Annotated in this window: 24 protein-coding genes and 3 pseudogenes; 8 read left to right on the forward strand and 19 right to left on the reverse strand. The window is 63.8% G+C overall.

Annotated elements, in window-relative coordinates; genetic code table 11:
- Positions 1-30 precede the first annotated feature (30 nt).
- From ACT2FV_RS26195 to mltG, 9 genes are all read right to left on the reverse strand, one after another.
- Positions 31-1,095, reverse strand: a complete 1,065-nt coding sequence (locus ACT2FV_RS26195; protein ID WP_059604220.1) for a glycosyltransferase family 4 protein — start codon at positions 1,093-1,095, stop codon at positions 31-33.
- Positions 1,096-1,382: 287 nt separating this feature from the next.
- Positions 1,383-2,558 carry an AAA family ATPase gene (locus ACT2FV_RS26200; RefSeq protein WP_124622584.1) on the reverse strand — a complete coding sequence of 392 codons (1,176 nt, stop codon included), beginning with the start codon at positions 2,556-2,558 and terminating at the stop codon, positions 1,383-1,385.
- Positions 2,559-2,591: 33 nt separating this feature from the next.
- Entirely contained in the window at positions 2,592-3,764 is a 1,173-nt protein-coding gene (locus ACT2FV_RS26205; RefSeq protein ID WP_059604216.1) for a mechanosensitive ion channel family protein, read from the reverse strand.
- 97 nt (positions 3,765-3,861) lie between these two features.
- The gene (locus ACT2FV_RS26210) at positions 3,862-4,218 is read right to left on the reverse strand and encodes a Rap1a/Tai family immunity protein (RefSeq protein ID WP_006755340.1); all 357 of its coding nucleotides are present in this window, start codon (positions 4,216-4,218) and stop codon (positions 3,862-3,864) included.
- A 119-nt stretch (positions 4,219-4,337) separates the two neighbouring features.
- On the reverse strand, positions 4,338-5,048 hold the full coding sequence (locus ACT2FV_RS26215) for an ankyrin repeat domain-containing protein (protein WP_059604214.1): 711 nt from the start codon (positions 5,046-5,048) through the stop codon (positions 4,338-4,340).
- Between the two features lie 43 nt (positions 5,049-5,091).
- Positions 5,092-5,871 carry a TatD family hydrolase gene (locus tag ACT2FV_RS26220; RefSeq protein WP_059538079.1) on the reverse strand — a complete coding sequence of 260 codons (780 nt, stop codon included), beginning with the start codon at positions 5,869-5,871 and terminating at the stop codon, positions 5,092-5,094.
- A gap of 79 nt (positions 5,872-5,950) precedes the next feature.
- Positions 5,951-6,979 carry a DNA polymerase III subunit delta' gene (locus ACT2FV_RS26225; RefSeq protein WP_444505109.1) on the reverse strand — a complete coding sequence of 343 codons (1,029 nt, stop codon included), beginning with the start codon at positions 6,977-6,979 and terminating at the stop codon, positions 5,951-5,953.
- 18 nt (positions 6,980-6,997) lie between these two features.
- Positions 6,998-7,618, reverse strand: coding sequence for a dTMP kinase (gene tmk, locus ACT2FV_RS26230; RefSeq protein WP_444505110.1), 621 nt, complete (start codon positions 7,616-7,618; stop codon positions 6,998-7,000).
- Complete coding sequence (gene mltG / locus ACT2FV_RS26235; protein WP_124622580.1) at positions 7,618-8,637, reverse strand: endolytic transglycosylase MltG; 1,020 nt, start codon at positions 8,635-8,637, stop codon at positions 7,618-7,620. Before mltG ends, tmk begins: the two co-directional genes overlap by 1 nt.
- A 77-nt stretch (positions 8,638-8,714) precedes the next feature.
- Here mltG and ygfZ point away from each other — a divergent pair, with 77 nt between their 5' ends.
- Complete coding sequence (ygfZ, locus tag ACT2FV_RS26240; protein WP_151051793.1) at positions 8,715-9,749, forward strand: CAF17-like 4Fe-4S cluster assembly/insertion protein YgfZ; 1,035 nt, start codon at positions 8,715-8,717, stop codon at positions 9,747-9,749.
- A gap of 76 nt (positions 9,750-9,825) precedes the next feature.
- Entirely contained in the window at positions 9,826-10,671 is an 846-nt protein-coding gene (locus ACT2FV_RS26245) for an NRDE family protein (protein WP_059604199.1), read from the forward strand.
- A gap of 17 nt (positions 10,672-10,688) precedes the next feature.
- Here the strand turns inward: ACT2FV_RS26245 and ACT2FV_RS26250 are convergent, their stop codons facing one another.
- From ACT2FV_RS26250 to ACT2FV_RS26270, 5 genes and pseudogenes are all read right to left on the reverse strand, one after another.
- A complete protein-coding gene (locus ACT2FV_RS26250) occupies positions 10,689-11,129 on the reverse strand; it encodes a GNAT family N-acetyltransferase (protein WP_059604434.1) in 441 nt (146 codons plus the stop codon).
- Between the two features lie 34 nt (positions 11,130-11,163).
- Positions 11,164-12,123, reverse strand: a complete 960-nt coding sequence (locus ACT2FV_RS26255; RefSeq protein ID WP_226116035.1) for an alpha/beta hydrolase — start codon at positions 12,121-12,123, stop codon at positions 11,164-11,166.
- Between the two features lie 61 nt (positions 12,124-12,184).
- Positions 12,185-12,400 (reverse strand): annotated as a pseudogene (locus ACT2FV_RS26260) (NADP-dependent oxidoreductase); the annotation flags it as partial.
- A 195-nt stretch (positions 12,401-12,595) separates the two neighbouring features.
- Positions 12,596-13,075, reverse strand: coding sequence for a PaaI family thioesterase (locus ACT2FV_RS26265; RefSeq protein ID WP_006753420.1), 480 nt, complete (start codon positions 13,073-13,075; stop codon positions 12,596-12,598).
- Positions 13,072-13,389: a Dabb family protein gene (locus ACT2FV_RS26270; protein ID WP_059604189.1), complete on the reverse strand. Its 318-nt coding sequence runs from the start codon at positions 13,387-13,389 to the stop codon at positions 13,072-13,074. The genes ACT2FV_RS26265 and ACT2FV_RS26270 overlap by 4 nt, the downstream gene beginning before the upstream one ends.
- Before the next feature lie 85 nt (positions 13,390-13,474).
- On the opposite strand from ACT2FV_RS26270, the gene ACT2FV_RS26275 reads away from it, so the two are divergent.
- The 5 genes from ACT2FV_RS26275 to ACT2FV_RS26295 all read left to right on the forward strand — a co-directional run bounded on the left by ACT2FV_RS26275 (position 13,475) and on the right by ACT2FV_RS26295 (position 18,679).
- Entirely contained in the window at positions 13,475-14,101 is a 627-nt protein-coding gene (locus tag ACT2FV_RS26275) for a tyrosine-type recombinase/integrase (RefSeq protein ID WP_203249522.1), read from the forward strand.
- A gap of 21 nt (positions 14,102-14,122) precedes the next feature.
- Entirely contained in the window at positions 14,123-14,470 is a 348-nt protein-coding gene (locus ACT2FV_RS26280; protein WP_279608094.1) for a tyrosine-type recombinase/integrase, read from the forward strand.
- Positions 14,471-14,793: 323 nt separating this feature from the next.
- Positions 14,794-17,493, forward strand: a complete 2,700-nt coding sequence (locus tag ACT2FV_RS26285) for a type VI secretion system Vgr family protein (RefSeq protein ID WP_444505111.1) — start codon at positions 14,794-14,796, stop codon at positions 17,491-17,493.
- Positions 17,490-18,179, forward strand: a complete 690-nt coding sequence (locus ACT2FV_RS26290; protein WP_239007459.1) for a hypothetical protein — start codon at positions 17,490-17,492, stop codon at positions 18,177-18,179. Before ACT2FV_RS26285 ends, ACT2FV_RS26290 begins: the two co-directional genes overlap by 4 nt.
- Positions 18,176-18,679 (forward strand): hypothetical protein, encoded by a 504-nt coding sequence (locus tag ACT2FV_RS26295; protein WP_151049541.1) that lies wholly within the window; start codon positions 18,176-18,178, stop codon positions 18,677-18,679. Before ACT2FV_RS26290 ends, ACT2FV_RS26295 begins: the two co-directional genes overlap by 4 nt.
- Before the next feature lie 100 nt (positions 18,680-18,779).
- Here ACT2FV_RS26295 and ACT2FV_RS26300 read toward each other — a convergent pair.
- The 5 genes and pseudogenes from ACT2FV_RS26300 to ACT2FV_RS26320 all read right to left on the reverse strand — a co-directional run.
- Positions 18,780-19,118: pseudogene (locus tag ACT2FV_RS26300) on the reverse strand (DNA adenine methylase); the annotation flags it as partial.
- Positions 19,119-19,530: 412 nt separating this feature from the next.
- Complete coding sequence (locus ACT2FV_RS26305; protein WP_151049543.1) at positions 19,531-20,850, reverse strand: MFS transporter; 1,320 nt, start codon at positions 20,848-20,850, stop codon at positions 19,531-19,533.
- Positions 20,851-20,905: 55 nt separating this feature from the next.
- Positions 20,906-22,114 carry a tricarballylate utilization 4Fe-4S protein TcuB gene (gene tcuB / locus ACT2FV_RS26310; protein ID WP_151049545.1) on the reverse strand — a complete coding sequence of 403 codons (1,209 nt, stop codon included), beginning with the start codon at positions 22,112-22,114 and terminating at the stop codon, positions 20,906-20,908.
- Positions 22,101-23,510: an FAD-dependent tricarballylate dehydrogenase TcuA gene (gene tcuA / locus ACT2FV_RS26315; protein ID WP_151049547.1), complete on the reverse strand. Its 1,410-nt coding sequence runs from the start codon at positions 23,508-23,510 to the stop codon at positions 22,101-22,103. The genes tcuB and tcuA overlap by 14 nt, the downstream gene beginning before the upstream one ends.
- Before the next feature lie 63 nt (positions 23,511-23,573).
- Entirely contained in the window at positions 23,574-24,527 is a 954-nt protein-coding gene (locus ACT2FV_RS26320; protein WP_301846439.1) for a LysR family transcriptional regulator, read from the reverse strand.
- Positions 24,528-24,857: 330 nt separating this feature from the next.
- Between ACT2FV_RS26320 and ACT2FV_RS26325 the strand changes: the two are divergent.
- Positions 24,858-25,035 (forward strand): annotated as a pseudogene (locus ACT2FV_RS26325) (LysR family transcriptional regulator); the annotation flags it as partial.
- Between the last annotated feature and the right edge of the window lie 397 nt (positions 25,036-25,432).

Below are 25,432 nucleotides of genomic sequence, written 5' to 3' on the forward strand. Positions count from 1 at the left end.
CGCCGTTTTTTTATCCGCGCGCGTGGCGCGTCAGGTCGTCGAATCGATCACCTTGAAGCGCGAACGCTTCTGCGCGCGAATCAGCGACTGGTACACGTCGACGTATTGCTGCGCCATCCGCCGCGCAGTGAAGCGCTCCTCGAAGCGCTGCCGCACGCGTGCGCGCGGCAGCAGGTGCAGCCGGTTCACCGCGGCCACCGCGCTGATCTCGTCCTCGACGATGAAGCCCGACACACCTTCGTCCAGCACCTCCGGCACCGCGCCGCGATTGAACGCGATCACCGGCGTGCCGCACGACATCGCCTCGATCATCACCAGCCCGAACGGTTCCGGCCAATCGATCGGAAACAGCAGCGCATGCGCGCCCGACAGGAATTCGGCCTTCTGGTGGTCGGCGATCTCGCCGATGTATTCGACGTGCGGGAGAGCGAACAGCGGCTTGATCTCGCGTTCGAAGTATTCCTGGTCCGCCGCGTCGATCTTCGCCGCGATCCGGATCGGCAGCCCGCACTGGCGTGCGATGCGGATCGCCGTGTCGACCCGCTTCTCCGGCGAGATACGGCCGAGGAACGCGAGATAGCGCGGCTCGACGGGCTGCGGCAGGTACAGTGCGTCGGGCAGGCCGTGGTACACGGTCGTCAGCCATTTCGCCTGCGGCAGCGGCTGGCGCTGCGAATTCGAGATCGAGATCACCGGCGCGGTGTTGAACGTGTCGAACACCGGTTGCTGCTCGGGCAGATCCAGCCGGCCGTGCAGCGTCGTCACGTACGGCGTGTCCTGCCGGTTGAAAACCGAAAACGAGTAGTAGTCCATGTGAAAATGGAGCACGTCGAAATCCTTCGCGCGGCGCGCGACCGTCTCCATCAGCAGCATGTGCGGGGCGACGCGATCGCGGATCGACGAGTCGAGCCGCAACGCGCGTGGCCACACCGGTTCGAGCCTGGCCCGGGTCGTCGAATCGCCGCTGGCGAACAGCGTCACGTCATGGCCGAGGTCGACGAGCGCCTCGGTGATGTAGGACACGACGCGCTCCGTGCCGCCGTACAGCTTCGGCGGCACGGATTCGGTCAGCGGGGCGATCTGGGCAATTCTCATGGTCCACGTCTCCTGTGTCCTCGGTCAGCCGCCACGGGGGCTGGTGCACGCCGCGCTCCGTGCGGCATGCGGCCGGCATCGCGCCAGCCAAATATCTCATTATTATTCGCGATCCCGATGCCCGGAAGCACCGGACTTTCATTTTATGGGCGTTGTTACAGACAGGATACATTCGCCCGCGGGCCGCCCGTACCAGCTTCGAGGCGGCCGGACCGGCGCGACGGGCATCCGAGGGCGAGCGACCGACGGCCCACCGCTGACGGGCCACGCGCGCACCGCGCCGCCCGTCAGCGCGACGGCCACTTCCACGGCGGCAGGTCGCGCGTATCCGCGTCGACGAGCACGGTCGCGCCGAGCTGCTTGTCGAGCACCAGCGACTCGCAGCCGGCCTCGCGTTCGAGCGTCGCGATGAGCCGCGCCGCGTGCGACACGACCAGCACCTGCGAACGCTGCGCGGCCTGCGCGATCAGGCGGCCGAGCGCCGGCAGCAGATCGGGATGCAGGCTCGTTTCCGGCTCGTTCAGCACCATCAGCGCGGGCGGCCGCGGCGTCAGCAACGCGGCCGCGAGCAGCAGATAGCGCAGCGTGCCGTCCGACAGCTCGGCGGCCGACAACGGCCGCAGCAGCCCCGGCTGGCGCATCAGCACGTCGAAGCGGCCGCGGCCGCCCGGATTGTCGATGTCGATCGATGCGCCCGGGAACGCGTCATCGATCGCCGCGTCGAGCGCCGCGGCATCTCCGATTTCGCGAATCGTCTGCAGCGCGGCGGCCAGGTCGGCGCCGTCGTCCGCGAGCACCGGCGTGTGGGTGCCGATGTGCGACTGCCGGGCCGGCGCCTGCGCATCGGTGCGGAAATGGTCGTAGAAGCGCCACGATCGGATCCGCTCGCGCACCGCGATCATCTCTGGCGCGCCGACCGGATCGGCGAACTCGGTCATCATGCTGTCGAAGCTCGCGACCGGCTGCGGCACCGTGTGCCAGTCGCCCGACCCGGCGCGCGCGCGAATCTGCGCGCCCTGCCGGTCGACCAGCAGCGTCGACGGGCGCAACAGCGCGCCACCCCAGATGCATTCGCGCTTCACGACGGGATCGAGCGCGAACTGCGAACGGCTCGGGACCGGCAGGCCGAGATCGATCGCATAACCGAAATCGTCGCTCGCGAAACCGAGCTTGAGGCTCACCGGTCCATTGCGCACCGTACCGGTCACCGGCGTCTCGCCGCTCAGCATCGCGCGCGAAAAGCGCTCGGGGCCGGCCCACAGCGTCGAGGGCAGCCCGCCTTCGCGCGCGAGCGACGGAATCACGCGCCCCTGCGCCGTATCGGCGAGCAGCCGCAGCGCGCGGTAAACGCTCGACTTGCCGCTGCCGTTCGGCCCCGTGACGACGGTGAGCGCCGCGAGCGGCACGATCAGCTCGCGCAGCGAGCGGTAGTTGGCGATGGCGAGCGTGTTCAGCGCGGTCATGGAAAGAAAATGGCGGCGGGTACCGGCACGCGTTCAGCGGCCTTCGGTGGCTTTCGGATCGGCCGCGGTGTTGGCTGCCGTGCTGGCGGCGGGCGGCCGCGCATGCGGTCGTTCGGGGCTCGGCTCGTCCAGCGCCGAATCGTGCGGATACAGTTCCATCCGGCTGCGCGGCAGGCATTGCGGAAAACGCGCCTGCAGATAGGCGATCAAGCCCTCGCGCACGCGGCAGCGCAGATCCCAGCACGCCGACGAGTCGGCCGCGCTGACGAGCGCGCGCAACTGCATCGTGCGTTCGGTCGCGTCGGTCACCTGCAGCACCTGCACGCGGCCGTCCCACTCGGGCGCCGCATGGACGAGCCGCGCGAGTTCCTCGCGCAGCGGCGCGAGTGGCGTGCGGTAGTCGACCGACAGGTACACCGTGCCGATGATCTCCGAGCTGCTGCGCGTCCAGTTCGTGAACGGGTTTTCGATGATCCACTGCAGCGGAACGACGAGCCGGCGCTGATCCCACAGCCGCACCGACACGAACGAGCCGGTGATTTCCTCGATGCGGCCCCACTCGCCCTGGATCACGACGACGTCGTCGAGCCGGATCGGCTGCGTGAGCGCGATCTGCAGCCCGGCGATCAGGTTGCCGAGCACCGGCCGCGCGGCGATGCCGGCAACCAGCCCCGCGACGCCGGCCGACGCCAGCAGGCTCGCGCCGACCTGGCGCACGTTCGGGAACGTCATCAGCGCGGCGCCGGTGCCGATGATCACGATCAGCACCATGACGGTCCGCACGAGCACCTTGGCCTGCGTGTGGACGCGCCGTGCGTGGAGATTGTCGGCCGCATCCATCGGATGGGCCTGGATGATCGCGTCGCCGACGCCGGCCACGAGCCGCACCAGCAGCCAGGTCAGCGACACGATGGAGCCGACCGCGGCCGCGGTGCGCATCCCGCCCACGAACGACATGCCCTCGTCGGCCTGGATCCACAGGAACTCGAGCGCGAGCAGCGCGAGCGTGACGAGCGAAGGTTTGTCGATGTAACGCAGGATCACGCTCATCAACGGATACGGCTGCGCGATGCGCTTGACGATGCGTGCGCCGACACGGTGCACGATCACGACGACAAGCACGACGATGACCGACACGCCCAGCGTGCCGAGCCACGCATGCAACGGCGCATCGGCGATGCGCTGCAATTCCTCGATTGAAATCATCGGCGCCCGGGAATGCTTCGGTTATGAGGCGCGGCGGCCTCGTCCTGGATGCGTCGGCGACGTCCGGGCAACGCGCGCGCCCGGCCCCGGCGTCAGATCAGCTGCCGCCCCTGCAGGGGAACGCCTTGCCGAGACCGAGCGACACCGCGGTGCTCGCGTTGTAGTCGGCCAGCTTCGGGTTCTCCGCGATGTACTTGCGCACCGCGTCGGTCATCTGCTGCGCCCGGATGTCGGGCGGCAGGCAGAAATACTGCCCGACGCGCGGCCCCGTGGTACCGCCGATCGCGTCGATCGTGTTGTAGACGCCATCGGCGGCGCCTTCGATGTAGGCGGCGCACGACGCCCGCGACTTGACGTCCGTCTTCGCGCACAGCCGGTCGAGATCCGCGCCCGTGAAAGCCGCCGCCGACAACGGCACGGCGAACGCCGCGGCACAAAACATAGCCCGCAACATGGTGTTCCTTATGTCAATGCGGCCCCGGGCCGCTTGCTGCGCTGACCGGCGCGGCAGCCGGACGCCCGCGGCCGGCCGGGTTCCGGACGGCCGGGCGCTGCGCCACCGCGCCAAAACCGTCATTTTGCACTCTTTTGGGCATCTGCCGGCGCCGACGCACCGACGCGCACCGTCCGCTTGCTCAGGATGTCGATTGCGTCCGGCGCCTTGTAGTGCTTCGCGAACTCGAGCGCGGTGATGCCGAGCTGGTTCTTCACCTGCGGATCGGCACCCTGGTCGAGCAGCAGGTTGACGGTCGTCGCGTGGTTGCCGCGCGCGGCCATCATCAGCGGCGTCGTGCCGTTCGGCGATGCGGTGTCGATATACGCGTCGTGGTCGAGCAGGATCTTGACGACCTCGTCCTGGCCGTTGGTCGCCGCGTAGTGCAGCGGCGCCCAGCCCTTCTTGCTGACTTCCGCGCCCTTGTCGATCAGCAGCTTGACGAGCCCGACGTCGCCGTTCAGCGACGCGAGCATCAGCGCGTTCTCGCCGGCCTTGTCTTCCTTCTCGAGGTCGACGTTCGGCGTCGTGGCGATCGCGGCGGCAACCTTGTCGGACTTCTCGCGCGCGGCGATCACGAGGATCGGGTCGCCGTTCGGCGCGAGCGTGTTCGGATCGAGCTTGCCGCTCTTGAGCTGCTTGCCGATGTCGGCGATATCGTCGAACTTGACCGCCTTGACGATCGCGTCGAGCGACTCGGCATGCGCGCCGGCGGCGGCAAAGAGGCCGCTCGCGACGAGCGCGGCGGCGATGAGTGCGCGCTTGGGCAGGTATGTGGTCGGCTTCGTCATTGTTGTGGGCTCCTTCCCTGGGTTGTCGGCTGGCTGCGCGCCGTTAGCGGGCGATCTTGAACAGCCGGAAAAAGTTCTGTGTCGTCGCATCGGCGAGCGCCTCGACGGCGATCCCGCGCTCGGATGCGATAAAGCGTCCGACATGGCTGACGTACGCAGGTTCATTCGGCTTGCCGCGATATGGCACCGGCGCGAGGTAGGGCGAATCGGTTTCGATCAGCAGCCGGTCGAGCGGCACGCGCCGCGCGACGTCCTGCACGTCGGTCGCGTTCTTGAACGTGACGATCCCCGACAGCGAGATATGGAAGTTCTGCGCGAGCGCCTGCTCGGCAACGGGCCACGGCTCGGTGAAGCAGTGCATCACGCCGCCCGGCACGTCCGCGCGCTCCTCGGCCATGATTCGCAACGTGTCTTCCGACGACGAGCGCGTATGGATGATCAGCGGCTTCATCGTCGCGGTCGCCGCGCGGATGTGCGTGCGAAAGCGTTCGCGCTGCCACTCCATGTCGGCGATCGAGCGGCCTTCGAGGCGATAGTAGTCGAGGCCCGTCTCGCCGATCGCGACGACCTTCGGGTGCGCGGCCAGCTCGATCAGTTCCGCGAGCGTCGGCTCCCGTGCGTCCTCGTGATCCGGGTGCACGCCGACCGACGCGTACACGTTGTCGTGCGCCTGCGCGATCGCGAGCACGTCGGGCAGCGTCTCGAAGTCGACCGACACGCACAGCGCGTGCGTGACGTCGTGCTCGCGCATGTTCTCCAGCACGGCAGGCAGGCGGTCGGCGAGACCCTTGAAATTGATGTGGCAGTGAGAATCGACGAACATCGTGGTTCCTGAATACGGTTGGCGGGCGCTCATGCACTCGCCGGCAATCGTTTCCTCACCCGAAGGAAACAATACTCGCTCACGCGAACATTTCCCGATAACCGAGAAACAGTTCCTCGAATACGAGCCGGGCATTGAGCGGATGGTTCTCGACCGTCCGCTGGCGCGTCACGGCCTTCATGAAGCGCGCGAACGCATTCGCATCGACCGCCTCCGCGCACCGCGCGAGCGCGGCCGCCTGCATCGGGAAGTAGCGCGGCGCGCCCGCCATCCGCTGCGCGAGCAGATCGTACAGCCAGCGCTGCAGCCAGCCGAGCACCAGCGGCACCGGCAGCTTCTGCAGCGTCTCGCCGCACGCGAACGGATCGCACGCGGCGCCGGCCGCGAGCTGGCCGAGCGTGAAATCGCGCAGCGGGCGGTTCTCGTCGCTCGCGAGCGCCAGCGCGGCGAGCGGCGCGCCGCCGGCTTCGGCGAGCAGCGCGCGCGCATCGTCGATACCCTGCGCCGCGAGCCATGCCGTGGCCGCGTCGGGCGCCGGCACGGTCATCGGCCACTGCCGGCAGCGGCTGATGATGGTCGGCAGCAGCCGGTCGATGCGGGCCGACACCAGCAGGAACACGACGCCGGACGGCGGCTCCTCCAGCGTCTTCAGCAGCGCGTTCGACGCGGCGACGTTCAGCGCCTCGGCCGGGTACAGCACGACGACGCGCGCGCCGCCGCGGTGCGAACCGACCCCGCAGAAGTCGAGCAACGCACGCACCTGCTCGATCTTGATTTCCTTGCTCGGCGCGCGCGTCTTCTTGCCGCCCTCGTCCGCGTCGGCCGACTTGGCGTCGTCGGTGGCGCCCGGCGCCTCGCCCGCGAGCGCCTCGGGCAGCACGACCCGGTAGTCCGGATGGTTGCCCTGCACGAACCACGTGCAGGCCGCACAGGTGCCGCACGGCTCGCCGTTCGGCTGTGGCGCCTCGCACAGAAAGCCCTGCGCGAGATGCTGCGCGAACTGCAGCTTGCCGATCCCGGCCTGGCCGTGCAGCAGCAGCGCATGCGGCCACTGCGCACGCAGTTGCTGCAGGCGGTTCCAGTCGTCGGTCTGCCACGGATAGATCATGTGGTGCGTTCCTTCGTGTTACAGCGCGGCGAGCACGCGTTCGAGCTGCTGGCGGATGTCGGGAATCGTCTGCGTCGCGTCGACGATCGCGAAGCGGTGCGGCGCCTCTTCCGCGCGCCGCAGGTATTCGGCGCGAGTGCGCGAGAAGAATGCGTCCGACTCGCTTTCGAACTTGTCGGGCATGCGCGCGGCGCCGCGGCGCTCGCTCGCCACCTGCGGCGCGACGTCGAACAGCACCGTCAGGTCGGGCTGGAAGCCGCCCTGCACCCAGCGCTCGAGCGTCTCGAGCTTGTCGCGCGGCAGCCCGCGGCCGCCGCCCTGGTACGCGAACGTGGCGTCGCTGAAGCGATCCGACACGACCCAGTCGCCGCGCGCGAGCGCAGGCTCGATCACGAGCGCGAGGTGCTCGCGGCGCGCGGCGAACATCAGCAGCGCTTCGGTCTCGAGATCCATCGGCTGGTTCAGCAGGATCTCGCGCAGCTTCTCGCCGAGCTGCGTGCCGCCCGGCTCACGGGTGACGACGACCTGCCGGCCGCTCGCGGCCAGCCTGGCCTGGAGGCGTTCACAGAACCATTGCAGGTGGGTGGTCTTCCCCGCCCCGTCGATGCCTTCGAACGTGATGAATTTACCGCTCGCCATTATTGACCTCGTATGTACTTGTCCACGGCCTTGTTGTGGTCGCCGAGCGTGTCCGAGAACACGCTCGTGCCGTCGCCCTTCGCGACGAAATAGAGCGCGCTCGTCTGGGCCGGATTGATCGCCGCCTGCAGTGCGGCGACGCCCGGCAGGGCGATCGGCGTCGGGGGCAGCCCGCGGCGCGTATAGGTATTGTAAGGAGTGTCGGCCTGCAGGTCGCGCTTGCGCAGGCGGCCGTCGTACGCGTCTCCCAGGCCGTAGATCACCGACGGATCGGTCTGCAGCGGCATCCCGATCCGCAGCCGGTTCGCGAACACGGCGGCGACGAACGCGCGGTCGGCCGCGTGGCCGGTTTCCTTTTCGACGATCGACGCGATCGTCAGCGCTTCGTAAGGCGTCTTGTACGGCAGTCCCGGCACGCGCGCGGCCCATGCTTCGTCGAGACGCGTCTGCATCAGATGGTACGCACGCCGGTAGATGTTCAGATCGCTCGTGCCCTTGTCGAACAGGTAGGTGTCCGGGAAGAACAGTCCCTCGCCGCTGCCGCGCTGAATCGCGTTGTCCGGCGCACCGATCGCGCGCAGCAGTTCGGCGTCGCTCATGCCGGCCGTCGCGTGCGCGAGATCGGGATTGCCGTCGAGTTCCGCGCGCATCCGCTTGAAGGTCCAGCCTTCGATCACCGTCGCGACGTACTCGTTCACGTCGCCCCGCGCGATCTTCTGCAGCACGTCGTACGGCGTGATGCCGGTCTTGAATTCGTAGTTGCCGGACTTGAGCCGGCTCGACAGCCCGAGCAGGCGCGTCATCGCGACGAAGCCGAGCGGCTCGACCGGCACGCCGCCGCGCCTGAGCTGCAGCGCGACGCTCTTGACGCTGCTGCGCGGCTTGATCGTGACGTCGAGCGACGCGGCACCCAGCAGCAGCGGCCGGGTCGCCCAGTAATATCCGCCGCCCGCGCCGGCAGCGGCCACAACGACGGCCAGCGCCACGACAGTCGCGGCGCATTTCTTCAGTAGGGACATGGAAACGAGACTCAGGTAAGACCCATATAATACTTGCTCGCCTTCGTCAAAGTCAGGGTTGACTGTTCCCTCATTCCATGAGCACACCGTTCGCTTCACCGGCTGCACAGCCCGCATCCGTCTCGCTCCCCGTTTTCCCCCGCCCGTCAGCCGCCGATTTCGACGCGCCGGGCGCCTGCATGCCGCTTGCGCAGTTCGGCGTGATCGACGTGGCCGGCGACGACGCCGCGACGTTCCTGCACAGCCAGCTCACCAACGACATCGAGCATCTCGATGCCGCGAGCGCGCGCCTGTCCGGCTATTGCTCGCCGAAGGGCCGCCTGCTCGCGTCGTTCCTCGCGTGGCGCGCCGGTCACGGCGTGCGCCTGCTTGTCTCGAAGGACGTCCAGGCCGCCGTGCAGAAACGGCTGTCGATGTTCGTGCTGCGTGCAAAGGCGAAACTGACGGACGCGAGCGACGCGCTCGCGGTCGTCGGCTTCGCGGGCGACGTGCGCGACGTGCTGTCGGGCATCTTCGACGCGCTGCCGGACGGCGTGCACGTGAAGGTCGACGGCCCGGCCGGCGCGCTGATCCGCGTGCCGGACGCGGCCGGCCGCAAGCGCTACCTGTGGATCGGGCCCCGCGCGGAAGTCGACGCGCGTCTCGCCGCGCTCGCCGGCACGCTGCCGGTCGTGTCGCCGGCCGTCTGGGACTGGCTCGACGTGCGCGCGGGCGAGCCGCGCATTACGCAGCCGGCCGTCGAACAGTTCGTGCCGCAGATGGTCAACTTCGACGTGATCGGCGCCGTTAACTTCCGCAAGGGGTGCTACCCGGGCCAGGAAATCGTCGCGCGCAGCCAGTACCGCGGCACGATCAAGCGCCGTACCGCGCTCGCGCACGTCGCCGGCGAGACCGACACCGTGCATGCCGGCGTCGAGCTGTTCCACAGCGACGACCCGGGCCAGCCATGCGGGATGATCGTCAACGCGGCGGCCGCGCCCGCGGGCGGTGTCGACGCGCTCGTCGAGATCAAGCTGGCCGCGCTCGACAACGGCACGGTACACCTTGGTTCGGCCGACGGCCCGGCGCTCGCGTTCGACGCGCTGCCGTACGCGTGGCCGACGGAAGCGTGACGCACTGACAACCCGTTCGCACGCCGGCTCGCAGATCGCGGCCGGCGCCCGAAGTTTCCTGCGAGAGATTCGCCCGATGTGTCTGATTGCCTTCGACTGGCAGCCTGATGCCGCCGCCGGTCCCGTCTTTACCCTGACCGCCAACCGCGACGAATTCTTTCGCCGTACCAGTGCGCCGCTTTCGTGGTGGGAGGACGTGCCGGGCTTGCTCGCCGGCCGCGATCTGGAAGCGGGTGGCACGTGGCTCGGCGTGTCGCGCGACGGCCGGTTCGCGGCGCTGACGAATTACCGCGCGCCGTTCGACATTCGCGCGGGCGCGCCGACCCGCGGCAAGCTCGTGTCCGATTTCCTCCGCGGCCCGTCCGTCGCGCCGCTCGACTACCTCGGCGAGCTGGCCGAGCACGCGGCCGTGTACAACGGCTTCAACCTGCTGGTCGGCGACTGGAAGCGGCGCGAACTCGCGTGGTTCTGCAATCGTGCGGCCGAAGGCGAAACCGGCGTTGCATCGCCGGTCGCGATCGGCGCCGGCGTGCACGCGCTGTCGAACGCCCGGCTCGATACGCCCTGGCCGAAAGTCGTGCGCAAGCGCGCGGAACTCGGCACGCTGCTGACCGACAATCCGACCCCGTCGCTCGACGAGTTGATCGAGCTGATGCGCGATCCGCACGTCGCGGACGACGACGCGCTGCCGCACACCGGCATTCCGATCGAGCGCGAGCGGGCGCTGTCGGCCGCATTCATCGAGACGCCCGAATACGGCACACGCGGCACAACCGCGCTGCGCGTGACGATGAAGGAAGGCGTGCGGCTGACGGTCGACATCAAGGAACGCTGCGACGACGACGGCTCGCACCGCACCGTTCGGCCGGGCAGTTTCGAGCGCGCGTTCACATTCGACATCGACGCGACGCAACCGCGCTGAGCCTGCCGCGCGCGGCACTAGGGCGTGCGCGCCATCTCGACGTGCGGCACGCCGATTTCGACGAACGGTTCGCCGATTGCCGCGAAGCCGTGTCGCACGTAGAACGACACCGCGGCATCCTGCGCGTAGAGCCGCACGATCGGCTCGCCGCGATGCCGCGCCGCGTCCAGCAGCGCATGCAGCACGGCCGATCCCGCGCCCTGCCCGCGTGCGTCGGCCAACACCGCGACGCGGCCAATCGTGGCGGTGCGCAGCAGCCGTCCCGTCGCGACCGCGCGGCGCGCGCCGGTCGCCGCATCGACACGGTAGGCCACCGCGTGCAACGACAGCGGATCCTCGTCGTCGAGTTCCCATTCCGGCGGAATCCGCTGCTCGCGCACGAACACCGCATCGCGAATACGTGCGGCATCGCCGCCCAGCACGGCCCAGTCGCCCGTTTCCACCCAGCCGTCGGTCATCGCTTCCTCCGCGCGGCGCCGGGCGCCGCCGCCATCAAACGTCGTCGAATGCGGCCTTGAGCGCCGCCACCGCGTCGGCATGCGCGGCCCGCACCTCCGGCACGTAGCCGCCCATCTTGAAGAACTCGTGGATCATCCCCGGATAGCAGACCAGCGTAACCCTATTGCCAGCCGCGCGCAGCTTGTCCGCGTACGCGGCGCCCTCGTCGCTCAGCGGATCGTATTCGGCCGTCGCGATCCAGGCCGGGGCCACACCGGCGAACGACGGCGCGCCGCGCGTGCCGTCGAGCGGCGCAAAGCGCCAATCGTCGCGGTCGGATCGATCCCGCACGTATTGCGTGAAGAACCACTGGATCGTGTCCTGCGTCAGCAGGTAGCCGTTCGCGAGCCGTCCGTGCGATTCGGTGTCCTGGTAGCCCGTCACGCCCGGATAGATCAGCAACTGCAGCGCAAGATCGATGCCCGCGTCGCGCGCGAGCACCGCGCAGACGGTCGCGAGCGTACCGCCCGCGCTGTCGCCACCAACCGCGAGCCGCGTCGCATCGATGCCGAATGCGGCAGCCTCGCGATGCAGCCAGCGCAATGCGTCGTCGGCGTCGTTCACGGCGGTCGGGAACCGGTGTTCGGGCGCGAGCCGGTAGTCGACCGACAGCACCGCGCACTGCGCGTCACGCGCGAACATGCGACACAGCGCGTCGTGCGTATCGACGCTGCCGACCGTGAAGCCGCCACCGTGGTAATAGACGAGCGCCGGCAGCGGTTCGGCGAGGCTCGGCTCGACCGGCAGAAAGAGCCGCGCGCCGATCGTGCGGCCATCGCGCGTCGGTACGACGCAGGCCTCGACCGAATGCATCGGCGCGGGCGCGACATCGAGGATCGGCGCACTCTTCTCGTACGCGGCGCGCGCCTGCTGCGGCGTCTGGTGGTGATAGGACGGGCGTTTTGCGCGCTCGACCATGTCGAGTATCTGGGCGATCTTCGGATTCAGCGGCATCGGTGAGGACGGCGCGTGCGGCGCCGTGAACGGACAAGCGTCACATGATGCCACGCGCGGATCAGACGAGTTGCATGAGCTGCTTACCGAAATTGCGGCCTCTCAGGAGCCCGGAGAACGCGTCCGGCGCCGGCTCGAGTCCGTATGCGATCGTCGCGACGAGTTCGCCGAGCTCGGCCAGCACGGGCGGCCATGCGTCGGGGTGTTCGAATACGATGAAGCCCTGCATCGTCAGCCGCGAGCGCAGGATCAGGCCCGGATTCGCGAGCGGCACGGGCGGCGTTTCGACGAGCCGGAAGTTGTCGGCGCGCGCGGCGCCTTGCGGGCGCGACACGAGCAGGATCTAGCGGCTGATCGTGTTCATGGTTGTCTCCCTGGATTCGTTCGCAGCGTCACGCCGTCCCGTTGCGAATCCGTGCCGCAAAACAAAACGGCCCCGCCTGTGACCAGGCAGGGCCGCGCGTCCCGGCGCTTACGCGTCGCTCGGGCCGGGTTGGGCGTCCGGCGCCGTACGCGTGCGTTGCCGCTTGATGTCGCGACCCACCGCGAGCCGCCGCATATACTTGAACGTGCCGAGCGCCTTCGCGACGAAGTTGCCGTCGCTGTCGCGCACCTCACCTTCGCAGTACGCCATCGTCGTCGAACGATGCATCACGCGGCCATATGCGCGCAACTCGCCGCGCCCGGGCTGCATGAAATTCACCTTCATCTCGACCGTGACGACGCCGACGCCGTCGTCGGTCAGGCTCCGGGCTGCCATCGCGAGCGCGATGTCCGATAGCGTCATCGTCACGCCGCCGTGCGCGATGCTCCACGTGTTCATGTGCCGCTCGTCGAGCGGCAGCACGATCTCGCTCGCGCCATCCTTCGCAGACACGAGCCGCACGCCGAGCAGATCGACGAACGGGCTTTCGATCGACGGACCATCCGTCGGGGATGCCGCGTCGCTCATCGCGCTGCGCTTTCGGACAGGTAGTCGACACACTGGCGCGATTCCGCCACCGCAACGACGAATTTCTTCACTTCCTGGTGGACCGGATGCACCTGGTAGGCATCAAGCGCGGCCTTGTCCGTGAAATCGGACACGAGCACGACGTCCGACGTGGCTTCGAGGCCCGGCGTCGCAATGCCGACGTCGAGTTGCAGGATGCCCGGCACGAGGTCGCGGCAGCCTTCGAGCTTTTCCTTCAGCTTCAGCGCGTTCTGCGCACGCGTGCCGCCTTCCGCCGATTCTTTCAGCTTCCACATGACGATATGTCTGATCACTTCCGTTGCTCCTGTTCGTGTTGGTTCGGCGATTCGCCTATAACCCTTACCAGTTGGGCACTTTACGCCCTTCCACTGTTCGCTTATGTTCGCCGGAAATCGTCCCCAGCCGAGAAAAAACGGGGTACAAAAGGGGGTATCATTTCGACAATCCAGAGTCGATACCCCCTTTTTCACCCTACTTAGCGACGTCAAAATCCGACAAGCGAAAGCAGGCAACAAGCCTACCAAACTTACTGACGGCAATGGACTGTATCTGTTGGTGGAGCCGACTGGCTCCAAGCTCTGGCGATACAAGTACCGAATTGCTGGGAAAGAGAATCTTTTCGCGATCGGCGAATATCCCACCATCAGCCTCCAAGACGCGCGCACGGCACGCGACGATGCCCGTGAACTCGTCACGAAGGGGCTGCATCCGCCTCACGCGCGGCAGGAAGTGCTGTCCGCGCGCATCAACGAAGGCAAGGCAACTTTCCGCGTTGTGAGCGACGAGTGGCTGGAGAAGAAGCGCAAGACGTGGACCGAGCGGCACTTTGGCGAGATTTTGCGCATGCTCGGAGCAGACGCATACCCTTACATCGGGAACCGCCCAATGCGCTCTACTACCGCTCACGATGTGCTCGCCTTGATGCGCCGCGTCGAAGAACGCTGCCCCCCTTCCGTAGCGGTCAAACTACTCAGTACGTATCCAACGTGTTCCCGTACGCGGTGATCACGCTTCGTACCGATACCGATCCAGCTTCGGTGTTGCGCGGAGCAGTTCTCAAGCCACCGACCCCACATGAGTCGAGCAACAATCAATCGGGCGCTCGACTCCACGATGCCGAATATCCCCGAGCCGATAACGGGCCATGACTTCCGAGCAATCGCGTCGACGAACCTCCACGAGATGGGCTGGAAAGATGAAGTCGTTGAAATGCAGCTGTCGCATAAGGACAAGACTCGCTCGACGTATAACCACGCGAAGTACTTGCAAGAGCGTCGGGACATGATGCAGGCTTGGGCAAACTGGCTCGATGACATCGAGGAGGAGGCGTGCAACGGCCACGGTACTGACGCCACCTTCGTCAATGATCGATGATGCAGCAGTATCTGCGCCTTAGCTGGCAAGGCACCGTACGTAGAGACCTACACCGGTCTTTTTGGGGATGAAAATTTCTGATCTGCTGGATAACGTCGCCATTCCCGAAAGCGGCGGCTCAACGTGCTCCGACCAAAGGAGTGTCACGGGCTTGGCTAGTTTTCGGGTGGTCGCAAACTCGCGATTATTGCGCGCGACATCCCACCGCTTCTTCTTTCATGACCGGGCGACGCTGCTAAAATTGCAGCGACATAGCCGGGGAGCCGTCCCCGTGAGAGCGCGGCCCATCGCTGGTCTGCAAAATACAAGAAGATGGATAACGCATGAATATGACCCAATTGGCTCAGGCGATTCGTGGCGGCCTGATCCAGCAAGACCGCCTGCTCAAGGCGGATATCCCGTCGTTGCCGGATAACGCGCTCGTGCCACGTCGGGCCACGACCTATTCCGAGCTTGGTCGTGACTTCAGTGTCACGATCGACGTGGTATCCACGGCGAGCGACATCGAGCTCAAAACGCTGATCGCCCAGCCGATAACACTTTGGATTCAGCAAGCGAACAAGTCTTATCTGCCGATCAACGGATACATTCATACAGCTCGCAGGCTCGGAACTGACGGCAGCCTTTCAAGTTACCAATTAGCTTTCGCTTCATGGATGCATTTCCTCAAATTCCGCAACGATATGCGGTACTGGCAGGATGTGAGCATCGACGCCGTCATCACGGACGTATTCAATGGGCATCCACAAGCTCGAGGCCAATTCGAATTCGCGTTGCTGAAGCCGCTCCCCCCGCGCTCGTACTGCCGTCAGAGCGAGACTGATTGGAATTTTGTCCATCGATTGATGGAGGAAGAAGGCCTATTCGGTTTCTGGCGTCATGACAAGGATGGAAAGTCGCATAGGTTTGTCGTAACCGACGACATTTACTCGCTTGATGAGATGTCGCCCAAGTCGGTCGGATTCTCCAGGTCCGGCACAAGTAGCGAAACCGACGCGTTTACGCAGTGGGCTGGGTCGCGGACATTGCAGAGTACCGTGTACACGACACGCACGTTTGACTATAAGGCACCGTCGTCTCTGGTCAATCCCAAAGGTACGACGTTGCCGACAATGGCCGGTCAAGGAAACTTGCCGGAGCAGACTGAATTCTATGAATATACCGGCGCCTACACATATTTGAACCAGGATCGCGGTGAGCATCTTTCGAGGATTCACCTAGAGGAATGGGAGTCGAGAGCGAAGCGATTCCTTGGTATGGGAGGCGTTCGGGCTATCGATACCGGTCGTCGGTTCGTGCTGACTGGCAATCCTGAGCACGATCGTGATCAAGCCGGGCAGCGAGAATTCGCTGCGATCAAAGTACGTCGGTACATTGAGAACAACCTGCCGCTATCGAATCACGAAGCGAGCTTTCCTTATAGCTTGCAGAGCGAACTAGCGCAGGCGAAGTTCGAACAAGCTGGAGAAGTCGTCACTCACGAAGACGGCTCGGCCGGTTTTTATCTGGTCGAAGTGGAGGCACAGCGCGTGACGGTTCCGTATAGGAGTCCGTTCGAGCACAAGAAGCCAGCGATGGAGTTGGAGACGGCCATCGTCGTCGGGCCGCCGGGCGAAGAGGTGTACACGGACACACTGAACCGCGTAAAGGTCATGTTCGTTTGGGACCGACAGAATTCGGGAAATGCGAATGCCTCGTGCTGGGTGAGGGTTGTGCAGTCGGATACGGGGGGCGGCTACGGCAGCGTTCACGTTCCGAGAGTCGGGGAAGAAGTCCTGATCGGCTACATAGGCGGAGATTGCGACCGGCCTATAGCCCTACATCGCGTCTACAACGGAAATGTCCAGCCTCAGTGGCATAGCAACGGCATTTTGTCAGGCTACCGGTCGAAGGAGTATTCGGGGGCGGGCTACAACGAAATGGTTCTGGACGACGCAACGGGCCAGAGCCGCGCGAGACTGTTCAGCAGCACAGCCAATAGTCAACTCCACCTCGGGTATCTGATTGACCAGAGCGGCAACACGCGCGGCTCGTATCTCGGCCCAGGATTTGATCTGAAGACGGATGCCTATGGTGCCGTGCGTGCCGCACAGGGGCTGTACATTACGACGCATCAGAAGCATGCAAACAGCCTGCAGCTTGACGTCCGCGAGGCGCAACAGCAACTCGTGGACGCAAAAAGCACGATCGAAGCGATGTCGCAGGCAAGCCAGACGCATCAGGCAGAAAGTCTGGCAGAGGGGCACGATGCGCTGAAGAAATTTACTGATGCGACGCAAGACCGTATACAAGGCTCGCATGCGGGAGGCAGGACAGCCGGTGGCGGCACCGGCAGTGCGAACGGGTTCCGAGAGCCCCTCATGCTGATTGCGAGCCCGTCCGGTATTGCATTGTCGACTCAGCAATCGGTGCATGTGTCGAGCGATCAGCATACCAATATCGTCAATGGGCAGAGCATGTTCATTGTCAGCGGGAAGTCGCTAGTTGCGAGCGTCGCGGAGAAAATCAGCCTGTTTGTGCAGAACGCCGGGATGAAGCTGTTTGCGGCGAAGGGAAAGGTGGAGGTGAACGCGCAGGATGACAACATCGAGTTGATCGCGCAGAAGACGGTGAAGGTGCTGTCGGCGACGGCAACGATTGAGGGAGCAGCGAAAGAGGAAATTCTGCTGACATCCGGTGGAGCATATATCCGAATCAAGGATGGCAATATCGAAATTCACGCACCGGGTAAAGTCGATATTAAGGGCAGTCAGCACTCGTTTAGTGGCCCCGCGAACATGAGCTATGCATTGCCAATTTTCTCTCCAATTTCTACCGATGAGGAGATTGTCGAGCAGAGATTCGTACTATTGGAGAACGGAACCACTCCGGTCGAAGGATACCACTACGACTTGTTCAGCGATGACGACCTCCATACGAAAAAAGGGCAATATTCCTCCGGCGAAACGGTGAGCGTTTCAGGGCAATCCTCTCTGAAACTAGTCACGTGGATTGCAGGAGATTCTGCAAGGAAAAGCGCATGAGCAGTTCCAACCCCTCGAGTACACAGCCTCCTACCAGTCCTGCGGCACCTGCCAGTGCCCCAGCGGCAGCGCAGCCTATCGATGCCCAGACGAAGCAACTCGCAGCGATGGCTTACGGAGAAGCATCACTGCAGAACAATTCCGATGAAATGATGGCTATCGCAAGCGTGCTTGTTCGACAACGCGATGCCCGCGGCTATTCCGACATGGCCACGTTTACAAAAAATGACCCAACCTTCTCATTCGTCGTTGGCGATGGCAATGCTCGCTACAACAACATGATGAAGGCAACGGACGATCAAATTGGGAAGAATCCCGCCATGCAGGCCGCAATCAACGCCGCCCGCAACGCACTTGCGGGCGGCCCAGATAAATCAAATGGCGCTTATTTTTGGGATGGCGCCGACATCAAAACAAATTACGATCGACATTTTAAGGTGAGACATGGAATTAAAATCACCGATCCGAGCCACAACATATATGACATCAAAGACTCCACCAAACTCGTGATTTTATATAAAATCACAAAGAAGAAGAATAAAAAAACTAAAAAGGTCGAAACTGAAAAAGTGGAAACGGGACGCTACGATCACGTTTACGACTCAACCGCAGGCGTCGGCGGCACAATTTTTTGGAAATACAATCAGCAGTACCTAGACGTTACTCGCGGGAGCGAATATCGATGAAGAAGAGTATTTTCGCTGTATCGATCATGATCGTCACCAGTATTGGATGGGCTGCTCCTCCAAGCGAAAGCTTGGTTAAAAGTTGTCTTCTAGCGCAATCAGTTGTGCCCTCAGTTACCATCCAAAACATCAATGTGGATGAGGTTTTACAAGAGGATGATTACGCCGACGGATTCAACGCAAGCTACCTATTCAAATACAAAGGTACCGATATTGGATACGCCGATGGAAAATCCGATCAGGCGTTGATTTATTCCGGAAATATTTACCGACTCTCCAGATCTATATCCGTTGGAAATAACGGCGAAATTAAACCCACTTCATTTAACCCAACGTTGGCACAATGGAGCATTGCAAAAGACGGTCGTCAACGGTACGTCTGCGTTAGCTTCAATTTTGAAGGGCTTGGGCAGAGCGGCTCGTTTCAAAGTGTACACGGCGGGTATCTCTTGAATTCAAAAACAAAAAAATTGTATTTTGTTGTCCGCGACGTTAAGTAGCCTTCCGGACATGATCATCTGCTTGAGCGCCTGCCTCCTACCCGCTTTTGCTTATCCGTGAGTGCGATGCCGGCGCGGTAGCACGCCCCGGCATCATCGGTTAGAACAATCCAACAGGCTGCGCAGCATCATCCCAACTGAAGATGATCAGGTCGTTGCGCTCGACACCCTTGCCGCCACCGACCGTAAATTGAATCGGCACGGTCTCGATGTGAAACCCGTCGAACGCACGCCGAATATCAGAATGGTCGTTCAGGCTCACGATCGCACGCCCCTTGATCGACCGTAGGCGCTGCGCCATCTTCTCGTACTCGCCGAACGGGAATGCCACGCCGTACCCCTCCGTCTCGTCGTACGGAGGGTCCCGGTAGAAGAGCGTATGCGGCCGATCGTATCGATCGATACATGCAGCACAATCCAGCCGCTCCACGAACGTGTTGCAGTTGTACAGAGTTTCCGGAATCATCGCTGCCCCTTAGATCTGGTTATCGAGCCACTTCGGTCAGCCACTGGTTCGTGACCTCGAAGCGGAAAATCGGGTCCTCGGCCGGCGGGACATCCGTAAAGCGAATGTTCCAGTAGACGTGCCGCGTGTCGCACGCACGTGGCCGATCAGCACGCTCTACGAAAGCGGTCTATTCAGCGAGTCGGATCGAATCGAATTGCCGAGCGCCAAGAAGAATGCGCGAGATCCGCTCGCCGTAATCAAGCTGGCTCAAGTAGAAGCAAATGCCTGGATTGGGTAGAAGCAAATGCCTGGATTGGACCTCATCGACCCTTCTTGTCGCCGCTGAAAAAGCGAAAGCCCGGTGCAAAGCCGGGGTTACGTAAACGGGCCGATGCAATCGCTATCAAGCCGACGATGCCGCCGACGCGTTACTGCCCGCGCGGCGACGGTACAGCCTGAGTGTCGCGCACAAGCTGCAGAGCGCAGCGAAGCTCAGCCAGTAGCCTGGTGCGGCCTTGTCATGCAGGACCTGAATCAGATACGTCGATACCGCCGGCGTAAAGCCGCCGAACAGCGCCGTCGCGAGACTGAACGCCAGCGAGAAGCCCGCGACGCGCACTTCGACCGGCATCACTTCGGTGAGCGCGGCGACCATCGCGCCGTTATACATGCCGAAGAAGAACGAGAACCACAGCAGAACGATCAGCATGCGCGCGAAGCTCGGTGCATCGGCGAGCCAGGACAGCGCCGGATAAGACGTGAAGATCGCCAGCATGGAAATGGCGAGCAGCAGCGGCTTGCGGCCGATGCGGTCGGAAATCGTGCCGCCGATCGGTAGCCAGACGAAATTCGATGCAGCCACAAGCAGCGTGACCATCAGGCTGTCGGAGGTGGACAGCTTCAGCACCGACTTCCCGAAGGTCGGCGTATAGACGGTGATGAGATAGAAGGTGGTGGTGGTCATCGCCGTCAGCAGCATGCCGCCGATGACGGTGCGCCAGTTGCCGAGCAGCATCGCAAAAATCTCGCGCGCCTGCGGATGATGCCGCCGCGCTTCGAACGCTGCGGTCTCCTGCAGCGAACGGCGCAGCATGAACAGGAACGGCACGATCGCGCAGCCGATGAAAAACGGCACGCGCCAGCCCCATGCACCGATCTGCTGCGCGGACAGCCACTGGTTCAGCCCGTAACCGATGGCCGCCGCCACGACGATGGCGACCTGCTGGCTCGCCGACTGCCAACTCGTGTAAAAGCCCTTGTTATCGGGCGTCGCCATTTCCGCGAGATAGACAGACACGCCGCCCAGTTCCGCGCCCGCCGAGAAGCCCTGCAACAGACGCCCGAGCAGCACGAGCGCCGGCGCGAGCAGGCCGATCGTCGCGTACCCAGGCACGCAGGCAATCAGAATGGTGCCGCTCGCCATGATCGACAGCGTAACGATCAGCCCGGTGCGCCGTCCGACCTTGTCGATATACGCGCCGAGAAAGATCGCACCGAGCGGACGCATCAGAAAGCCCGCGCCGAACACCGCGAAGGCAAGCATCAGCGAGGCGAACTCGCTGGTGGACGGGAAAAAGATCTTCGAGATCGATGTCGCGTAGAAGCCGAACAGAAAGAAATCGAACTGTTCGATGAAATTGCCGCTGGTCACGCGCAACACGGCGGCGGCCCTCGTCATGGGCGAAACGCCGGACGTAGCGGCGATCGATTCTGTGCGGTTCATTGCGTCTCCTGCTTCTTATCTATGGTGATGGGCGCCCAAGGCGCCCTAGTGACTGCTAATCCGAACTGAGGCTCAGCGTGTTGCGTTGCCGCTTCTCTATCGACGATTTGAGCAACGCCGCCGAGCGGAAGATGCCGTGCGCGAACTTGCCGTAAGGCAGCGTGGCGAACAGCGCCATCACGATGCCGAGATGAATCGCGAGCAGCGACGGCATCGCCGAGGTCGCGCGGAGCGCGAGCAGCGCGAGACCGGATGCGCTCGTCAGAAGCAGGAGCGCGATGAAGCCGCGGTCCATCGGACGCTGACGGGCATCGCCCCGCTCCGGAACGCGTTTCAGGTTCAGCCACAGCAGTCCCGCCGCCCCCGCAATCAGTCCAATGCCGCCCGCGGTCCCCAGCAGCACCGGCACGCTCAGAAACGGATACGGCGCTTCCAGACCGAATGCATAGTGATAGAGCGTCGCAACTGCGGTTGCTGCAAAGCACAGCATGAAGCCGTAGAACGTCAGGTGATGGAAACGGCGCCGCGCCAGTGTGAAGGCATCGCTCTCTTCGTTGCAGCCGTCGCCGTGGCCGCCGTCCAGGTACTTGAGCGTCAGCGCGTTCTTGGCCGCTTCCGCGACAGCTGGCGCACTCGCCGTTCCTGCCGACACGTCGCGCCAGAAGCGCGTGACGCCCACGCCGAGCGCGAGAATGGCGAACAGGAAAACAATGCCAAACATCGCCGCGAGCAGGTTGTGCGGGAAGATCGCGTAGAAGTTCGCTGGCGCGACATCGCCCGACAAGCCGCCGTGGAATGCCATACCGAGCAGCAGAAACAGCGCGAGTCCGGCCGCCAGTGCAACCGACAAAGTCAGGCCGTTGCGTTTGTACAGCGCGCCGAACGACGCGGGAAACGCGTATTCGGTGTAGGTTTCGAGCCGGACTTCGGCCATCGCTTTCGGCACGTTCACGCCGAATTCGTGCGGCGGCGCGTATTGGCACGCGTGATAGCACGCGCCGCAGTTGTGGCAGAGATTCGCCAGATAGTTGACGTCCGACTTGCCGAATTCCAGGCGGCGCGTCATGGCCGGGAACACGGCGCAGAAGCCTTCGCAGTAGCGGCAGGCGTTGCAGATCTGCATCTGCCGTGCCACTTCGGTTTCGCCGGCGCTCATCGGCACGATTGGGATCACGCGCGCCGTGCTGCCGTGCGAAGTTTTTTTCGTATCGACCGATAACGCCGTGCGCATGCGTTCGGGCGCGAACGGGTCAGACTGCTGCACTGGTTGCCTCCGTCGTTTTGAGTGCGGCGCGCGCAGCCTGCGTCCCGGCGATGCGCCCGAAGGCCGTGCCGATCGACATGCCGACGCCCGCTGTATAGCCCTTACCGAGCACGTTGCCGGCCATCATTTCGCCGGCCACGAACAGGTTCTCACTGGCTTTGCCGCCGAAGTGAACCTGCGCGCGATCATTGGTCTTTAGTCCGAGATACGTGAACGTGATGCCTGGCCGCAACGCATAACCGTAAAACGGCGGCGTCTCGATGCGGCGCGCCCAGTGCGTCTTGGGCGGCGCGAGACCTTCGGTGTGGCAGTCGTCGAGCGCGGTGTGGTCGAAGGTGCCGTCGCGGCATGAGTCGTTATAGCGCGTGAGCGTTTCCATGAAGCGCGCTTCCGGCAGCCCGAGCTTGCGCGCGAGTTCCGGCAGCGTATCGGCCTTATCGCCCGGAAACACCGGCGGCATGAAGCGGCCGATTGCTTTCGAGTCGATGATCGAATAGCCGATCTGCCCCGGTTGATGCGCAACGAGCCGTCCCCAGATTGCATAGCGCTTCGGCCAGAAATCCTCGCCTTCGTCGTAAAAGCGCTCGGCGTCACGATTCACCACGACGCCCAGCGACACGCAGTCGATGCGCGTACAGATGCCGCCGTCATACAGCGGCGCGCGTGCATCGATGGCGACGCAGTGTGACTGCGACGGGTCGCCGATCATGTCCGCACCGGCGTCGGTCATATGCTTGATGAGCACGCCCTTGTTGAAGCGCGTGCCGCGAATCAGGAAGTTGTCGGCGGGCCATTCGCCGCGCTCGTTTTGCCCCCACGCTTCGCGCAGCCATTCGCGATTTGATTCAAAGCCGCCTGCCGCCAGCACGCAGGCGCGCGCCTCGAAGCGCTGGCTGCCGCTGCGCGCCGCGATGAAGAGGCTGCCGTCAAGTTCAAGCGAATCGACGGGTGTTTCATAGCGGATATCGACGCCGAGCGCTTCGGCGCTGCGGTAATACGCGTTGACGAGCGCCTTGCCGCCACCCATGAAGAACGCGTTGGTGCGTGCCACGTGCAGCGCGCCCGACAGCGGCGGCTGGAAGCGTACGCCGTGCTTCTGCATCCACGGCCGGCACGACGACGACGCGCGGATCGTCAGCCGCGCGAGATGCTCATTCGTGATGCCGCCGGTGACTTTCAACAGGTCCTGCCAAAATTCCTCTTCCGGATAGGCATCGACGAGAACGTCCTGCGGCGCATCGTGCATGCAGCGCAGATTGCGCGTGTGTTGCGAGTTGCCGCCGCGCCATTCGCGCGGCGCGGATTCGAGAAGCAGGACCGAGGCGCCCGCTTCGCGCGCCATCAATGCGGCGCACAGCGCGGCATTGCCTCCTCCGATTACGAGCACATCGACCATCAGACTTGTCTCCTTTTGGACAAATCGTAAAGGTCTCGTGCCCGCGTCGCTACCAGCCAGCCGTCAAGGGGTCTTCACTTTTTGTGAAGGCCGAGGCTCCCGCAGCCGCGCACCTGGCCAGCGCCCCTCCTGTACGAGTTGACGGGCGACATCGGCGAGCACCACGCGCGCAGCGAGACCGGCGGGAGACAGTTCGTCGTCGGAGATGCTGGCGAGCATGTTGGGCCGTGTGGCGTATTTATCCGCGACGGGCACGCTCGTCAGTATCACGTTCTCGGGCCTTGCGAGCGCCGCGCCAGGCTGTATGGTCGCGCCGATGCCGGTGCGGACGAAGTCCATCAGGAGTGCAAGGCCGTCGACTTCGGCGACGATGTTCGGCTCGTATTCGGCGCGCCTGAACGCTGATAACAGCAGCGAACGCAGCCCATGCGTGCCGCTGGGAAGAACGAGCGGAAGCCTGCCGAGATTTTTCAGCCGGACGGATGCGCTCGTCGGCATGCCATCGAGATCGCCCGCGCCGATCAGGAACAGCCGCTCGTCCAGCAGCGGCAGCACGCTCCAGCGTTGCGCGGACTCCTCGCGGAACAGCACGGCGAGATCGATCTGACGCGCGCTCAGCATGGATGCAAGATAGCCGGAGAGACTTTCGACCATGTGCAGCCGCACATCGGGATAGCGCGAGCGCATGGCCTGCATGAATGCGACGCCTAGCACGCTCGCCGTGCTCGGCGCCATGCCGACGCTGACATGGCCCGACAGACGGGCTGAGCGTGCAGCGAGCGCTGCATCGTCGATATGACGCAGCGCGAGTTGCGCCTGACGCCAGAACGCCAAACCTGCGTCGGTGGGAACGACGCCGCCCGAGGTGCGTTGCAGCAGACGCGTGGACAGTTCGCCTTCGAGACGGCTGATCTGCTGACTCAATGCCGAGGTCACCACGCCGAGTTCCAGCGCTGCCTTGCCCATGCTTCCGTGTTCCACGGCGCTGAGAAAATAGCGTAGTTGTCTGAGTTCCATTCCGCGATCGGTCAGGAGGAGTAAGCGGGTATTTTGACAGAACGTCGTCGGACCATTCTCGGCATAGACGCCGCGACGCGTCCTCTATAGCGTCTGCGACCGGCGTGAAAACGGACTCTCCGCTGCTGCGAGATGATTTGTCGGCTCGGAAAGCTTATGCGCGAGTTACGCCTTGGCTGCGCAATGGATGCCACGGTCGCCCGCGTAGTCCGCGTCGTGTATGACCTCATTCAGGTAGATGGCCCTCGGGATCTGATTCTTGAACACATCACACGTGCCAGTGTCATGTGGACCATGACCCACCGCAAAATGGCCCCGCTGCTCGCTCGCGTAGAGGCTCGCGCCCTCATCCCGGTGCCCACAGATGGAAAACAAACCGGCACGATCATCGTCAGCGTTACGGACGCGCCGTTCTCTGTCGGCAATCACGAGCACATCGAAGCAGCAAACAGGATCGAGATCATGCCCCGTCGATCAAGATCTGCTGCCGCAATACGCGGATATCTGACGAAGCTGGCGCGGTCGACCGCGCCAGCGACACTTGCTAGAGCAGCCCAACTGGCTGGGCAGCGTCGGGAACGCGTATTGCTCGACCGCTCCCGATCGCTCAATTCCAATCCGGCATCAATCACCGGATCACCGGATCGCCGGATTCCAGCGCTATTGCCAGCCATTTTATCGATAGTTATCAGGATTAGTCATTCATATTTTCATAACCGCACTTTTTACTGATTCACCGAGTAACAATTACGATTTAACCGGCAATTAAATATCCAAAAAAAAGCCACCAAACATCATTGACTTTGACTTTCGTCGAAATTTAGAATCCCATACAACATCTTTCGTCGGACTTTTTCAGTACCGCACGAACGTTGCCCTTCGCCTGCGCGAAGGCGTGCTCCAGT

Origin of the sequence: Burkholderia sp. PR2, assembly GCF_052372875.1 — a bacterium.
Classification (GTDB): Bacteria; Pseudomonadota; Gammaproteobacteria; order Burkholderiales; family Burkholderiaceae; genus Burkholderia; species Burkholderia diffusa.

Coding starts and splice junctions, on each gene's coding strand:
- ACT2FV_RS26285 (WP_444505111.1), top strand. CDS start 14,794: ATGAATATGACCCAATTGGCTCAGGCGATTCGTGGCGGCCTGATCCAG.
- ACT2FV_RS26295 (WP_151049541.1), top strand. CDS start 18,176: ATGAAGAAGAGTATTTTCGCTGTATCGATCATGATCGTCACCAGTATT.
- ACT2FV_RS26205 (WP_059604216.1), bottom strand. CDS start 3,764: ATGATTTCAATCGAGGAATTGCAGCGCATCGCCGATGCGCCGTTGCAT.
- ACT2FV_RS26200 (WP_124622584.1), bottom strand. CDS start 2,558: ATGACCGCGCTGAACACGCTCGCCATCGCCAACTACCGCTCGCTGCGC.
- ACT2FV_RS26255 (WP_226116035.1), bottom strand. CDS start 12,123: ATGCCGCTGAATCCGAAGATCGCCCAGATACTCGACATGGTCGAGCGC.
- tcuA (WP_151049547.1), bottom strand. CDS start 23,510: ATGGTCGATGTGCTCGTAATCGGAGGAGGCAATGCCGCGCTGTGCGCC.
- ygfZ (WP_151051793.1), top strand. CDS start 8,715: ATGAGCACACCGTTCGCTTCACCGGCTGCACAGCCCGCATCCGTCTCG.
- mltG (WP_124622580.1), bottom strand. CDS start 8,637: ATGTCCCTACTGAAGAAATGCGCCGCGACTGTCGTGGCGCTGGCCGTC.
- ACT2FV_RS26220 (WP_059538079.1), bottom strand. CDS start 5,871: ATGTTCGTCGATTCTCACTGCCACATCAATTTCAAGGGTCTCGCCGAC.
- ACT2FV_RS26195 (WP_059604220.1), bottom strand. CDS start 1,095: ATGAGAATTGCCCAGATCGCCCCGCTGACCGAATCCGTGCCGCCGAAG.
- ACT2FV_RS26210 (WP_006755340.1), bottom strand. CDS start 4,218: ATGTTGCGGGCTATGTTTTGTGCCGCGGCGTTCGCCGTGCCGTTGTCG.
- ACT2FV_RS26290 (WP_239007459.1), top strand. CDS start 17,490: ATGAGCAGTTCCAACCCCTCGAGTACACAGCCTCCTACCAGTCCTGCG.
- ACT2FV_RS26320 (WP_301846439.1), bottom strand. CDS start 24,527: ATGGAACTCAGACAACTACGCTATTTTCTCAGCGCCGTGGAACACGGA.
- ACT2FV_RS26215 (WP_059604214.1), bottom strand. CDS start 5,048: ATGACGAAGCCGACCACATACCTGCCCAAGCGCGCACTCATCGCCGCC.
- tmk (WP_444505110.1), bottom strand. CDS start 7,618: ATGGCGAGCGGTAAATTCATCACGTTCGAAGGCATCGACGGGGCGGGG.
- ACT2FV_RS26225 (WP_444505109.1), bottom strand. CDS start 6,979: ATGATCTATCCGTGGCAGACCGACGACTGGAACCGCCTGCAGCAACTG.
- ACT2FV_RS26265 (WP_006753420.1), bottom strand. CDS start 13,075: ATGAGCGACGCGGCATCCCCGACGGATGGTCCGTCGATCGAAAGCCCG.
- ACT2FV_RS26275 (WP_203249522.1), top strand. CDS start 13,475: ATGTTCGCCGGAAATCGTCCCCAGCCGAGAAAAAACGGGGTACAAAAG.
- ACT2FV_RS26245 (WP_059604199.1), top strand. CDS start 9,826: ATGTGTCTGATTGCCTTCGACTGGCAGCCTGATGCCGCCGCCGGTCCC.
- ACT2FV_RS26305 (WP_151049543.1), bottom strand. CDS start 20,850: ATGAACCGCACAGAATCGATCGCCGCTACGTCCGGCGTTTCGCCCATG.
- ACT2FV_RS26250 (WP_059604434.1), bottom strand. CDS start 11,129: ATGACCGACGGCTGGGTGGAAACGGGCGACTGGGCCGTGCTGGGCGGC.